Annotated in this window: 11 protein-coding genes; 7 read left to right on the forward strand and 4 right to left on the reverse strand. The window is 39.4% G+C overall.

Annotated features, from left to right (window positions below; all coding sequences use genetic code 11):
* Window positions 1-6 precede the first annotated feature (6 nt).
* Genes V3Z67_RS14755 through V3Z67_RS14765 form a run of 3 tightly spaced genes read right to left on the reverse strand, consistent with a single transcriptional unit; the run spans window position 7 to window position 2711 of the window.
* Window positions 7-783 carry a heme ABC transporter ATP-binding protein gene (locus V3Z67_RS14755; RefSeq protein ID WP_330444038.1) on the reverse strand — a complete coding sequence of 259 codons (777 nt, stop codon included), beginning with the start codon at window positions 781-783 and terminating at the stop codon, window positions 7-9.
* A gap of 1 nt (window position 784) precedes the next feature.
* On the reverse strand, window positions 785-1819 hold the full coding sequence (locus tag V3Z67_RS14760) for a FecCD family ABC transporter permease (protein ID WP_330444039.1): 1035 nt from the start codon (window positions 1817-1819) through the stop codon (window positions 785-787).
* Window positions 1809-2711, reverse strand: coding sequence for a heme/hemin ABC transporter substrate-binding protein (locus V3Z67_RS14765; RefSeq protein ID WP_330444040.1), 903 nt, complete (start codon window positions 2709-2711; stop codon window positions 1809-1811). Before V3Z67_RS14765 ends, V3Z67_RS14760 begins: the two co-directional genes overlap by 11 nt.
* Before the next feature lie 254 nt (window positions 2712-2965).
* Between V3Z67_RS14765 and V3Z67_RS14770 the strand changes: the two genes are divergently transcribed.
* The 6 genes from V3Z67_RS14770 (at window position 2966) to V3Z67_RS14795 (ending at window position 7007) form a co-directional block, all read left to right on the forward strand.
* Window positions 2966-4180, forward strand: a complete 1215-nt coding sequence (locus tag V3Z67_RS14770) for an aminotransferase class V-fold PLP-dependent enzyme (RefSeq protein ID WP_330444041.1) — start codon at window positions 2966-2968, stop codon at window positions 4178-4180.
* A gap of 36 nt (window positions 4181-4216) precedes the next feature.
* Window positions 4217-4654 (forward strand): hypothetical protein, encoded by a 438-nt coding sequence (locus V3Z67_RS14775; RefSeq protein ID WP_330444042.1) that lies wholly within the window; start codon window positions 4217-4219, stop codon window positions 4652-4654.
* A gap of 6 nt (window positions 4655-4660) precedes the next feature.
* On the forward strand, window positions 4661-5080 hold the full coding sequence (locus V3Z67_RS14780) for a SufE family protein (protein ID WP_330444043.1): 420 nt from the start codon (window positions 4661-4663) through the stop codon (window positions 5078-5080).
* Between the two features lie 6 nt (window positions 5081-5086).
* Window positions 5087-5410: an SUF system Fe-S cluster assembly protein gene (locus tag V3Z67_RS14785; RefSeq protein WP_330444044.1), complete on the forward strand. Its 324-nt coding sequence runs from the start codon at window positions 5087-5089 to the stop codon at window positions 5408-5410.
* A gap of 129 nt (window positions 5411-5539) precedes the next feature.
* Window positions 5540-6055, forward strand: coding sequence for a DUF2480 family protein (locus V3Z67_RS14790; RefSeq protein ID WP_330444045.1), 516 nt, complete (start codon window positions 5540-5542; stop codon window positions 6053-6055).
* Window positions 6056-6122: 67 nt separating this feature from the next.
* On the forward strand, window positions 6123-7007 hold the full coding sequence (locus V3Z67_RS14795; protein ID WP_330444046.1) for a DUF3078 domain-containing protein: 885 nt from the start codon (window positions 6123-6125) through the stop codon (window positions 7005-7007).
* Between the two features lie 57 nt (window positions 7008-7064).
* Here V3Z67_RS14795 and hflX read toward each other — a convergent pair whose 3' ends face one another.
* Window positions 7065-8297 carry a GTPase HflX gene (gene hflX, locus V3Z67_RS14800; protein WP_330444047.1) on the reverse strand — a complete coding sequence of 411 codons (1233 nt, stop codon included), beginning with the start codon at window positions 8295-8297 and terminating at the stop codon, window positions 7065-7067.
* Window positions 8298-8460: 163 nt separating this feature from the next.
* Here hflX and V3Z67_RS14805 point away from each other — a divergent pair, with 163 nt between their 5' ends.
* Complete coding sequence (locus V3Z67_RS14805) at window positions 8461-14604, forward strand: fibronectin type III domain-containing protein (RefSeq protein WP_330444048.1); 6144 nt, start codon at window positions 8461-8463, stop codon at window positions 14602-14604.
* Window positions 14605-14747: the final 143 nt, after the last annotated feature.

Raw genomic sequence — 14747 nt, forward strand, 5'->3', positions numbered from 1 at the left:
TTATTATTATGTTCCAAAAATTATTAACGGGTTATTATTAATAGGGTTAGGGCAAACCGTACACGGAAAATTGTACACTTTACTTATTATTTCGGGTGTAAATACATTCTCCGGAGTGTTATGTGCCACTACCTGTCCTTTTTTCAAAAGCATTATCCTGTCGGCAAACTGTGCGGCAAGATTAAGATCATGCAATACCATTACTGCGGTATTGCCTTTTTTAGTAAAGTTTTTAATGGTGTGCAGTATCCTGTGCTGGTGCAGTACATCAAGGTTATTAAGCGGCTCATCTAAAAAAACAAGTTTGTTTAATACCTCGTTATCAAGTTGGGTAAGTACTCTGGCTAGGTGCACACGCTGTTTTTCTCCGCCCGAAAGCGAATTGTAATCACGGCTTTCCAAATGCATCACATCGGTCTCTTCCATGGCTTTGATTGCAGCCTCATGATCTTTTTGATTTGGGTTGGCGTTAAAATAGGGATAACGTCCCATCATCACAACATCTTTACACGATAGCGGAATGTCATGGCTATTGTTTTGTGAGAACTTAGCTTTGTTGTGGGCCAGTTCCATTTGTTCCCATTCTTCAAAAGTTCTTTTCTTAAAGAAAATAGGCTTTTCATTTTTTCCGGTTTCGTTTGCTAATAAACTTAGTAATGTCGATTTTCCGGCTCCGTTAGGTCCTACTATAACTAACAGTTCACCATAGTTAACCGATATATCTATGTTGTGTAGTATAGCATGCTTTTTATGTGCATAAGATATTTTATAGGCTTCCAGCATATTACATCGATTTTCGGTTTCTTATTAGTATCACTATAAAGATAGGGGCACCCATAAAGGCAGTAAGTATACCAATAGGCACTTCTGAAGGTTGTGCTATAGTTCGGCTGATGGTATCTGCCGTAAGGAGGAGTATTCCGCCCATCACGGCAGACAGAGGCAATATTAAATTATAGTTGGATTTAAACAGCAGCCTTAGAATATACGGAACTATAAGGCCTACAAAGCCTATTGTTCCGGCAAAGGCTACTGAGGTACCTACCATCAGCGCTGTTAACAACACTATTTGCTTTTTTATTTTTTCTACCGGAATTCCCAAATGCTGTGCATCGCGCTCACCAAGCATCATAGCATTAAGCGCTTTACCTTTATTGATAAGAAAAACATAGGAAACCAGTACGATTACGGCTAAAATGAGGTTTTTGGTCCAGGTTGCTCCTGCAAGGCTGCCCAGGTTCCAAAAGGTAAGATCCCTTAGCTGCTCCTCTTTAGAGATATAGATAAGGAAACCGGTTATGGCAAAACCAAGGGCTGTAAAAGCCACTCCGCAAAGCAACATGACAACCACGTTAGTCTTACCGTTTGATGTAGAAATTCGGTAAACCAGTATCATGGTTAGCAACGCCCCGATAAAGGCCATTATACTAAGCAGGGAGAAATGGAAAACTTCGGGGATATATTGTTTAAATGAACTTCCTAAAACTATGGTAAGTGCAGCGAATAATGATGCGCCCGATGTTATCCCAATAAGATCGGGCGTGGCAAGAGGGTTTTTAAACATACCCTGCAGGCAGGTGCCCGATACTGCCAAAGCACTGCCTATAAGTACTGCCATGGTAATGCGTGGCAAACGAAGGTTTAAAAGTACAAAGCGGTCGCTTTGTGATATTGAACTGTCTCCCGACAGTATGCCAGAAAACAACTGTGCCACCGTTTGTTTTTCAAAGGCATATACTCCCATATAAAGGGAAACTACTGCCAGTGTAACCAGCAGTAGTATTCCGGAGGTAATATATAACGAGAGCTTATTTTGCATTTTCGGCCAGCTGACTGTTTAATTGTACTGCAGCTTCTCCAAGACGTGGTCCGAAACCACTTAAAAGAGCACCGTCCATGATGATTATCTTTTTGTTTTTACCGGCATTGGTTTTGTCTACACCCGGTATTTTAAATACCCCCTGTGGACCACCAAGGCTACCAACGCCCGAATTAAACATTAATATAACATCCGGATTCCCCTGTAAAAGGGCTTCAGGTGTTAGGGGTTTGTACTCTTCAAATCCGGTAACGGCATTAGTAGCACCTGCAAGTGTAATTACTTTATCTACAGGTGTATTAGTTCCGCTTACCATTAACATGTTGGCACCACGGGCATATATAAATAATACTTTTGGCCTGTTTTCTAAGTGCTGTACTTTGGCAAGGTCAGCATCTATTTTGTCCTGTAGGGATTTATAGTTATCGTTGTGAAGTGTGTTTGCTACTTCTTCAATTAGTTTTTTAGTCCCTTCCGGGCTTATTTCCTGAGTATAAATTTGTGTTTCTATACCGGCAGCTTCTAGCTTTTCTGCCAGTTCAGGGCTAATGTCTGTACTTGTACCCAGTATCAGGGTAGGTTGCAGTTCCATTATGGTTTCAACCGAAAGGCTTCTAACATGTCCTAAATCCTTAGCAGTAGTTTTAACCGACTCCGGATAGGCACTGGTAACATCTACACCAACCAGTTCACTTTCATGACCCAGGGCAGCTATTATTTCGGTTACCGCTCCGTTTAGCGATACAATACGTTGTCTTTCAGCAGGAGTCACGCTTTCCTGTTCTGTTGTTATTTCTGTTGACGTTTCTTTATTGTTATTGGTGTCCTTTTTACATGAAGTAATTGTGAATAAGGCGATTGTAAGCAAGGTTAGAAGGCTTATTTTTTTCATTTTGATAATGATATTGTTTTTAATGAATCTAAATTAACGCAAATGTATTGTTTTTATTTAGAATGAAAAAAAATAAGAATGTTAAAATAAAATAGCTTCACGGTAAGTTTACTTAAGGCGCAGTTTGATAGCTAAAATCTATTAAGTGATATTTTAAAACTGTGCCATTTATTCTGTTATTACAGAAACAAGACGTAAATTTGTACCCAATTTGTTGTAAAGCCATTAGTTGGCAAAAAATAGAGGAGAAAAAAATGTTTGATATAAAAGCTGTAAGGGCTGATTTCCCGATACTTAGCCAAACCGTAAACGGTAAACCACTGGTATATTTTGATAATGCGGCAACATCACAAAAACCAAAGGTGGTTATAGATGCAATTTCAAAATACTATGGAGAAATAAACTCCAATATACACAGGGGTGTGCATACCCTTAGCCAGATGGCAACCGATGCCTACGAGATTTCAAGGCAAAAAATTCAAAGACACATTAATGCCAAACACAGCTACGAAGTACTGTTTACAGCAGGCACTACACATGGTATTAACCTTGTGGCAAACGGGTTTGCGGCATTCGTAAAAGCTGGCGATGAGGTAATGGTTTCGGCAATGGAACATCATAGTAATATTGTGCCGTGGCAAATGCTTTGTGAAAGAGTAGGTGGTAAGCTTGTTGTTATTCCTATGAATGAAAACGGTGAACTTATCATTGAGGAGTTTGAAAAACGCCTTTCCGATAAAACCAAACTGGTTGCCGTTAACCACATTAGCAATTCACTGGGAACCATTAACCCGGTAAAACATATTATTGATAAGGCACATGCTGTAGGCGCAGCCGTACTTATTGACGGCGCTCAGGCAGCACCGCACTTAAAAATTGACGTACAGGAGCTTGATTGTGATTTTTATGCTTTATCAGGTCATAAAGCATGTGGTCCAACAGGTAGCGGTATACTGTATGGTAAAGAAGAATGGCTTAATAAACTGCCTCCTTACCAGGGTGGTGGTGAAATGATAAAAGAGGTAAGCTTTGAAAAAACTACCTATGCCGATTTGCCTCATAAATTTGAAGCAGGTACGCCAAATATTGAAGGAGGTATTGTACTTGGTACGGCTATAGATTACCTTAACGCAATAGGGCTTGATAACATAGCAGCTTATGAACATGAACTACTGGTTTACGGTACCGAAAAGCTACTGGAAATAGAAGGTCTTAAAATTATTGGCACGGCTAACGAAAAAACATCGGTAATATCGTTTAACGTGGGTAACATTCACCCGTATGATATTGGTGCTATTGTAGATAAAATGGGCATAGCCGTGAGAACAGGTCACCACTGTACACAACCGGTTATGGATTTCTTTAAAATACCGGGAACCGTAAGAGCTTCGTTTGCTTTTTACAACACCAAAGAAGAAATAGATGCTCTTGTTACCGCTGTTAAGAAAGCGCAAACAATGTTGGGTTAAATTTTAAAATACCTACTTTTACGATAAAATTATTGTATGAAAAAGTTTGCAGCAATTGTACTATTGGCAATTTTTGCCATAGGGTGTTCATCGGCACTTAAAAAGGAAAGCGATAAGATTTCGTTTGAGTATGAAGCCATAACCAGAGGCAGTTACAAAAAGGTAATTGTAAAGCAGGATACGGTTATTACCATTAAAGACAGAGACCTGAAAGATGTGGTTACAGCCGGACTTAAAAACGGTGAGTGGAACAGCCTTTTAAAATCGCTTGAGGGTGTAAACCTTGAAGGGCTTAACAAAATTAAGGTACCAAGTGTAAACCATCAGGTAGATGCAGCACCAATAGCAAACCTAAAAGTAATACGCGGAGATAAAACCTACCAAAGCAAAAGCTTTGACCACGGTAATCCGCCACAGGAAATAAAAGATGTTGTAGATAAAATTATGGCAGCATCTGATTTTAAAAAGAAATAAAACAAAATGGATATCAGAGAGATTCAGGAAGAGATAGTAGACGAATTTTCAATGTTTGATGATTGGGAAGAGCGTTACCAGTATGTAATTGATTTAGGTAACTCGCTTCCGCTGATTGATGAGCAATATAAAACCGAAGAGAATATCATTAAAGGATGCCAGAGCAAGGTTTGGCTTCACGGTGAGCAAAAGGACGATAATATTGTTTTTACTGCCGATAGTGATGCTATACTTACTAAAGGTATTATAGCCATACTTATTAGGGTATTCTCTAACCAGAAAGCTGCTGATATACTGGAGGCCGATATGTCTTTTATTGATGAGATAGGACTTAAGGAGCATTTATCGCCTACCAGGGCAAACGGACTGGTTTCTATGATTAAACAGATTAAAATTTATGCCCTGGCATTCCAGGCTAAAAACTAAAATACTATGGAACAGCAAATTGATACTGCACAGCTGGGGGAAGAAATTGTAAAGGTTTTAAAAACTATTTATGACCCTGAAATTCCGGTTGATATTTACGAACTGGGACTTATCTATGATGTAATGGTAAATACTGATTATGAAGTAAAAATCCTTATGACCCTAACATCGCCAAACTGTCCTGTGGCAGAAAGCCTTCCGCAGGAAGTAGAAGACAAGATTAAAAAGATTGAAGGTGTAAAAGCTGCTGAGGTTGAGATTACTTTCGATCCGCCATGGACACGTGACCTTATGAGTGAAGAGGCTAAGCTGGAGCTTGGTATGCTTTAAAAAAGTGTTCAGTCATCAGTTGCATTGAGCACAGTTTGTCATTCTGAATGAAGGGAAACGAAAGGAGAATCTCTAAATATGATGTGAGATTCTTCCTTTGTCAGGATGACAACCTCTAATGTAAATATAATGGAACAAGAAGAAATAGTAAACAGGGTGGCAAACAGCGCCCTACAGGTTTTTGATCTGGAAGATTATTACCCGAAAGAGGAACGAATAGCTATAGATATTACCCAGTGGCTTTGGCAGGGACTGGTGCTTAAGGAAAAAGATTTCCGTGAGGCGCTAAAAGACCATAACTGGGAACAGTATCAGGATAAATATGTAGCAATATATTGCAGTGAAGATGCCATTGTACCTGCATGGGTCTACATGCTTATTACTTCATACTTACAGCCTTTTGCTAAAAGTGTAATGCAGGGAGAACTACATCAGCTTGATGTGAAGATATATAACGACATCCTTAACGGATTAGACTACTCTCCTTATGAAGGAAATCCCGTAATCATTAAGGGATGTTCACACAAACCTGTACCCGAAGAGGCTTATATGTTAGCCATGCAAAAACTAATGCCCGTAGCCAGAAGCATTATGTTTGGAGAGGCCTGTTCGTCAGTACCTTTATACAAAAAGCCTAAGGTTTAACTTTTTGTTAACTGTACGGTTTTACTGCTATTTATATATATTTGCGTAAAACCCCAACACAGTTATTATGAAAAAAGTACTATTTGCAGTAGCGTTATTTGGTTTTATAACGGCTAAGGCACAGGATCAGAATGCCGCAGCGGCCGATAACGATACCATTGGCCCATGGACGAAAAAAGGGAACGCATCCTTATTGTTTAACCAGTCAACTTTTGACAACTGGATTGCCGGTGGTGAGAATAACATATCTGGTAGCGTAGGTGTAAACTACGATATAAACTACAAAAAAGGCCCGTGGACGTGGGATAATAAGTTTATTGGTGCTTACGGTCTTGTAAGGACTAAAAACAGCTCATTTACCAAGAAAACCGATGATAAAATAGAAATCAATTCGGTATTGGGTAAGAAGGCAACCGAAAGATGGTACTATTCGGCCTTTTTAAACTTTAAAACTCAGTTCACAAAAGGATACAAATACGGGACCGATGAGAACGGTGCAGAGATAAGGGACGAATATACCAACTTTATGTCTCCGGGTTATTTGCTTTTTGGTCCGGGTATGATGTACAAAAAAGACGATAACTTTAAAATAAACCTGTCTCCGGCCACTTCAAAAATCACTTTTGTAGATAAGAACTTTACCCTGCCCGACGCTGCCTATTTTGGGGTGGACGAAGGTAAATCAATGCGCTATGAGCTGGGTTTTAACGCATCGGCTTATTATAAGGTTGAGGTATGGGAAAATGTATCGTTTGAAAACATACTTAACCTGTATTCCAACTATCTTGAAGATCCTCAAAACGTCGATTTGGACTATCAGCTTAACATAGTAATGAAAATAAACCGTTACCTGACTACTAACCTGTCGTTCCAAACAATTTATGACGATAACGCCTATAAAGGTTTCCAGATACGCCAGGTTTTTGGTGTAGCCGTTAATTACGGATTTTAATTAGAGAAAACAAGAATATAAAAACAAAAATCCGGCGCTGTAAAGGCCGGATTTTCTTTATTCTTTTTCCTCAGAATGATTTTCCTTATAATCAGGATAAAGGAAATTGTTATAAGGAAAACGTGTTATGTGTATTTCTCTAACAGCTTCATAGACTTTTTCCCTAAATTCTTCGAAATTTTCTTTGTTGGTTGCCGAGATGAAAAGTGCATTTTTCTCTCCTACATTGCTCATCCAGGTGGCTTTCCACTCTTCAAGGCTATAGTGCTTAGATGTCCTTTCTGTCATCAAATCATCTTCATCAATTACAAGCGGCTTATAAGTATCAATTTTATTGAAAACCATTATAGTAGCCTTGTCAATACTGTCAATGTCCTGTAAAATTTGGTTAACCGATGCGATGTGGTCTTCAAAGTCGGGATGCGAAATATCTACAACATGTAAAAGCAGGTCGGCTTCACGAACTTCGTCTAGCGTACTTTTAAACGATTCTACCAGCTGAGTAGGCAGTTTTCTGATAAAACCTACAGTATCTGACAACAGGAACGGGAGGTTTTTAATAACAACCTTTCTTACTGTAGTATCCAGTGTTGCAAATAGTTTATTCTCTACAAATACCTCACTTTTGCTTATGGTATTCATAAGGGTAGACTTACCTACGTTGGTGTACCCTACAAGGGCAACCCTAACCAAAGCCCCGCGATTACTTCGTTGTACAGACATTTGCTTGTCTATAGTTTTGATCTTGTCCTTTAAAAGGGCAATCCTGTCTCTAACAATACGACGGTCGGTCTCAATTTCCGTTTCACCGGGACCACGCATACCAATACCACCCCTTTGCCTTTCAAGGTGGGTCCACATACCCGAAAGCCTCGGTAACAGGTATTGGCATTGTGCTAACTCTACCTGTGTACGGGCATATGAGGTTTGTGCTCTTTGGGCAAAAATATCGAGTATAAGGTTGGTTCTGTCCAGCACCTTACATTCGCCAAAAATTTTTGTTATATTTTTTTGTTGAGCAGGTGATAATTCATCATCAAAAATCACCGTCGAAATGTCATTTTCTTTAATGAAATGATGGATTTCATCCATTTTTCCGGTACCCAAAAAGGTTTTAGGGTTAGGTTTCTCCATTTTTTGTGAAAAACGCTTTATCACCTCTCCACCGGCTGTAAATGTTAAAAATTCTAACTCATCAAGGTACTCAGTTAGCTTCTCTTCGCTCTGATTTTGTGTTATAATTCCAACAATTACAGTTTTTTCAAACTTAATTTCTTCTTTCTCCAGCATAAATGTTATTTAAAGAGTGCAAAAATACAAAATATATGAAAGTTGATTTTGTAAAAAAATCGCATATAATTTAAGGAAAACGTTAAATGAAAACAAAAAGTTACTAAAATGTTATATTTTTTTAATTTTGATTCCTTAATTCTACCAAAACTAACATAATTCTATGAGAAAATTTACTTTCATGATTTTCATGTCATTATTTTCTATTGCCAGTTTTGGACAATTGGCAATGGAAGGTTTTGAGACATGGCCCCCAACAGATTGGGGAATTTATGACAACGGTGTAGGTACTGGTACGACTACTACCTGGGTGCAAAGCCCATTAGGAAGTCCAATTCAGCCTCCTTATGAGGGCGACTATGCCGCTTACTGTTCGTCACAAAGTGTGCCTTCGGGTACTCCGGAAGACTGGTTGGTTACACCACAGTTTACTGTACCGGCTAACCCTCAGTTGCGTTTTTATAACATGACGATACAGCCAGGAGGGCAGCAAACGGTTCTAAAAGTGATGATTTCCACTTCATCAGATCCGTCATCTTTGGCAGATTATACTTTGCTTGAAGAGTGGAATGATGACGAAATCAGTGCTAGTGCTTATCAACTTACAACGGTAAACCTGCCAGCTGATGCAGTAGGAGAGGATGTTTATGTTGCCTTTGTAAGATCTGGAGGAAACAGCGGTGGAGGTGATCACTGGCTGGTAGACAACGTAAGTGTTGTACAGCAATGTTTGGCTCCTACTAACCTAACATTTACTAACCCTGGGTTAGACAGTGTAGATCTTAACTGGGATGCTAATGGTGCTACTGCATGGGAAATAGAAATAGTTCCTATAGACGAAGCGCCTACAGGTGTTGGTGTGCCATATACAGGCACATTGCCATATCAGGCAACCGGGCTTGAGGCCAGTACTGTTTATAAAGCTTATGTACGTTCAGTTTGTGATACTGACGGTAATGTAAGTGACTGGACAAACCCGCTTAACTTTAGTACAGTAGCACTTGGTGCAACATGTGCAGCGCCTATAGAGATTACTTCTTTACCGTATTCTACTACAGATAACACAGCGGGTTATGGAGACGATTACAGTGGTTCTCCTGGTGCCTCAGGTTGTGGAACAACTAATTCTTACCTTGAAGGTGACGATGTAGTTTATGCTTATACCGCACCTGCTGATGGTGTAATTAGTATTGATGCTACTGATTTAGGGAACTTTGCAGGAGTTTTTGTTTATGAAAGCTGCGATGATATAGGTGTTAACTGTATTGCCGGAGGAACCGGTAACGGTACCAACCCTATTTCTATGCCAATAATAAATGTTACAGCGGGTACTACATACTATGTTGTAATATCTACATGGGCTGCACCACAATCAACACCATATACTTTAACAGTACAGGTCGTTAACTGTGCGCCGCCTACAAATTTAACGGCAACAAATATTGATGATGCATCTGCAGATCTTTCATGGGATGCAAATGGTGCTACATCATGGGAAATAGCAATTCAGGACAACGGGGCAGGTATTCCTGCCGGTGCTGGTACTACAGTAGCTACAAACGTTAACTTTGATGCTACTGCAAAAACAGATGGTACTCCGTTTACTCCTTCAACTAACTACGAATACTATGTAAGAGCAGACTGTAACGATGGTACTTTTAGTGCATGGGCAGGTCCATTTGCTTTTACAACTACACAAATACCGGGTAACCTGGATTATAGTGATGATTTTGAAGCAGTATCAGGCTGGACATTAAGCAATGGTACTTCAACTAATAAATGGATTATAGGTAACGCTGTAAACAATGGTGGTACTCAATCGCTTTACATTACTAATGATGATGGTGTTTCTAACGCCTATACAACATCAGCAACTACTGTTGTTCACGCCTACAGGGATATTCAAATGCCTGCAACTATAGATGCATTAACATTATCTTTTGATTGGAGAGCAGATGGTGAAAGTACTTATGATTACTTAAGAGTATGGTTAGTACCTGCTACATTCAATCCTACACAGGGAACATTAATTAATAACACTAACGGTGTACAAATAGGAGGTAACCATAATCAGAATGCTACCTTTACTACCGAAGAGTATTATATTAATGCTTCTGCTTACGCAGGTCAGGTAATGAGACTTGTATTTGAGTGGAGAAATGATGGTAGTGGCGGTACAAATCCACCAGCTGCTGTAGATAACGTTAACCTTGAGTTTGTTGATTGTCCAATTCCAACAAACCTAACTGCCGGTAACGAAACGTTAAATGGTGCTACTTTTGACTGGGACGGACCAACATCAGTAACTCCTACATTTGACTACTATGTAAGTGAAGATGATACAGCTCCAGACGATACTACAACTCCTACAGGTAACGTATCTGCTGATGATGTAACATTAAACAATTTAACTCCGTCTACAATGTACCACTTCTGGGTAAGAAGTAACTGTGGTAGCGGAAGTACAAGTTTATGGGTTGGTCCTGTAACAATTAACACGTTACAAATTCCGGCTCAGCTTGATTTTAGCGAAGACTTTGAAGGAACAATTAATTGGACTTTAAATAACGGTACACAAACTAACCAATGGGTAGTAGGTACTGCTACAAGTAATGGTTCGGGAAGCTCTCTTTATATTACGAATGATGGAGGTGTAACAAACGCCTACACTGATGATGCAGAATCAGTTGTTCATGCTTACAGGGATATTGAAATTCCTGCAGGTGCAGAAGACTTATATCTTACTTTTGACTGGAAAGCATTCGGAGAAAGTACTTTTGATTATTTAAGAGTATGGATTGTTCCGGTTATTTATAACCCTGTAACAGGTACTCAGATTAACGGTAGTAACGGAGACCAGATAGGCGGTAACTATAATCAGAATACTTCATGGACATCTGAGGCTTTTGTTGTGCCGGCTGCAAACTATGAAGGGACAACCATCAGACTTGTGTTTGAGTGGAGAAATGACAATTTTGTGGGTACAAACCCTCCTGCAGCGGTAGATAATGTTAACCTTTCTCTTATTACCTGTCCTGCTCCGGATAACGTAACTGTAGATAATTTAACGCAAACAACGGCAGATATCGCGTGGGAAGCACCAACAACAGTTACGTCTTCATATGATTACTATATTAGTACATCTGATATAGCTCCTGAGGATGATACTATACCAACAGAAAATGTTACGGATACAAATGTTACAGCAAATAACCTGACTCCTGGTGGGATACACTATGTATGGGTAAGGAGTAACTGTGGAGCAGGGGATACTAGTTTATGGATAGGACCTGCAATATTTGTATTACCACAGATACCAGCGCAAATGGATTTTCAAGATGACTTTGATGCAGATGATACTAACTGGACTCTTCTAAATATGCAACAGCCTAATGTTTGGACTGTTGGGACAGCAGTAAGCAATAGCCCTGATAAATCATTATATATTACAAATGACGGAGGTGTGACTAATGCTTATACTGCTAACCAAGGTTCTACAGTACATGCATTTAGAGATATTGAGGTTCCTGCAACTATAGCAGATGCTCAACTTTCATTTGACTGGAAATCTGCGGGAGATACTTCTGAAAATGATTATTTCAGAGTATGGTTAGTACCGGTTACATTTACTCCTCAACCGGGTACTCAGATAACAAATACTGACGGACAGCAAATAGGTGGTGAATACAGTCAGAACCCAGAGTGGACTACAGAAACACAAATCTTTAATGCTACTGCTTATGCAGGGCAAACAGTTAGATTAGTATTTGAATGGAGAAACAATACATTTACCGAAGTACAGCCACCGTCTGCTATTGATAATGTATTATTTAAAGTTGTAACCTGCCCTCAGCCTGTAGATTTATTAGCTGAAGCAGTACAGGGAGCTTCTTATATTAACCTTTCATGGACACCTACAGGTTCTGAAACACAATGGGAAGTTGTAATTCAGGATATGGGATCTGGTGCTCCTGGTGATGAGCCTACTACATCTGTAATTGTTACTGATGATCCTTCATATATAGCTAACGATATAGTTTCGGGAGAATACTATGAGTTCTATGTAAGAGCTATTTGTGACGAAGACAGTTCAAGCCTTTGGTCAGGTCCACAATTATTCTCAATATTCAATCCACCGGGATGTGCTAATGTTGAGGTATTTGATCCTGAAATGGATATTGTATTACCGGGATCAGAGTATATAGTTTGTCCTGATGAAGACAACTGTGTACCGTTAAGCGCTAACTACATGCTTACTGGTGAGACAACATCTTATGAAATAGAATCTATTGATTATGCTCCGCCGTTCCCATTTACGGGAGGTACTCCGGTATCGGTTGGTACAGATGACGTATGGTCTCCTGTAGTAGAACTTCCTTTTGAATTCTGTTTCTTTGGAGAAATCTATTCTGAAGTAATTGTTGGTTCTAACGGTGTTGTTTCTTTCGATACAACCGATGCTGAAGGATATTGTCCTTATTCATTTAACCAAACAATCCCAAATACAGGATTCCCTATCCTTAACGCTATTTATGGTGTGTATCAGGATATCGACCCTAACCAGAATAATGATGTGGCTAACCCTGATATTAACTATCAGGTATTAGGTACATATCCATGTCGTGCACTTGTAGTTAACTTCTCTGAAGTAGCTCAGTTTAGCAGCAGCTGTAATAATAACCCTGATGTTGGCGCACAAACAACTCAAATTGTACTATACGAAATCTCTAACGTAATTGAGGTTTATGTTGGTAATAGAGTACCATGTACATCTTGGCAAAATGGTGCCGGAGTACTTGGACTTCAAAATGCAGATGGTACAGAAGCATTTGTGCCGGAAGATAGAAATACAGGAGCGTGGACAGCAACTGAAGAAGCTTGGAGATTTACACCAAACGGAAACACTAACGTTGTATTCGAATGGTTACAGGATGGAGTGACTTACAGTGATCAAACTGATATTACTGTTTGTGTTACAGAACCTACTACACTTACTGCACGTGCTACTTACACTAACTGTAATGGTGAGCTTCTTGTAAAAGAAAGTGATGTTACAATTCGTTTAGCTGAAGAGGTTGCTGTAGATAACCTTATAGATCTTGGTATTTGTACAACAGGAGAGATGGTAACTGTAGATCTTAATGATGCTATGATTGATTTTGTTGCAGGATTAACAAATCCAGAGAACTTTACTATAACTTTCTATGCAACAGAAGAGGCTGCTATTGCTGGTGGTGATGATAACCTTGCTGCAGAGCATGAAACAAACACAACCGAAACTATTTATGTAAGGGTACAGGAAACAGGAAGTGAATGTTACTATATTGGTTCATTTGAAATCCTTATTTCAGATAACCCACCACAATTTACTTTAGATGGTGAGCTAGATGTTTGCGAAGGACAGTCTACTACTTTAACTGTGGAGCCAATTAACTTTGATATTGCAGATGCAACTATTACATGGACATTAGACGGTGCTGATTTACCTGAAACAGGAACAAGCATTAGTGCTACTCAGGCTGGTATTTATGAGGTAAGTGTTGTTGTAGATTGTGAGGCTACTGAAGCAGTAACTGTTACTGTTCATGAATCTCCGGTTGCAGATGTAATGGAAGATGTTGCAGAGTGTGATACTTTTGTGCTTCCTGCACTAAACGAAAATAACAACTATTATACTGGTGCCGGCGGAACAGGTGATATGCTTGTTGTTGGTGATGAAATAACGACAAGTCAAACTATCTATATCTATGCTCAGATTGATGGATTAGAATGTACAGATGAAACAAGTTTCGTTGTAGATATTGTTCCTACTCCGGCTTTAACTATTGCAGCAGGTTGTGAGGATAACCTTTATATTTTAGAAGTTTCTTTAGGAGAAGACTATACTGAAGCTGATGTTGTTATTGAATGGACAGATTCAACAGGTGCTACTGTTGGAACTGATACTTCTCTTGTTGTAGAAGAACCGGGAGAATACACTGTGACTGTAACTCCTACAGGAGATGTAAGCTGTCCGGCAGTTCTTTCTGAAACTGTAGATACTGTTGCCTGTATGATTCCTAAAGGAATCTCTCCAAACGGGGATACTAAGAATGACAACTTCGATCTTACAGGGTTTAATGTAAGAAAGATAAGCATCTTTAACCGTTACGGTAAAGAGGTGTTTACCCAAGGAGCTTATACTAACGAATGGTATGGTCAGGACAAAAAAGGTAATGAACTTCCAACAGGTACTTACTATTACTCTATCGAATTAGGTAATGGAGATAGTAAAACCGGATGGGTTTACATTAACAGAGAAGAATAAGAAGAAAACCAAAGCTAAGGGAGGCGAGGCTTGCCTCCCTTGGTTTACTAATTATTAACACAGAAGACACATGAAGAAAATATACCTTGCGGCGCTAGTTGCGCTGTGCGGTCTGGCAGATGTTTCTGCCCAGCAGGATCCGC

The organism is Flavobacterium sp. C4GT6, from assembly GCF_036347315.1.
In the GTDB taxonomy this organism is placed as follows: Bacteria; Bacteroidota; Bacteroidia; order Flavobacteriales; family Flavobacteriaceae; genus Flavobacterium.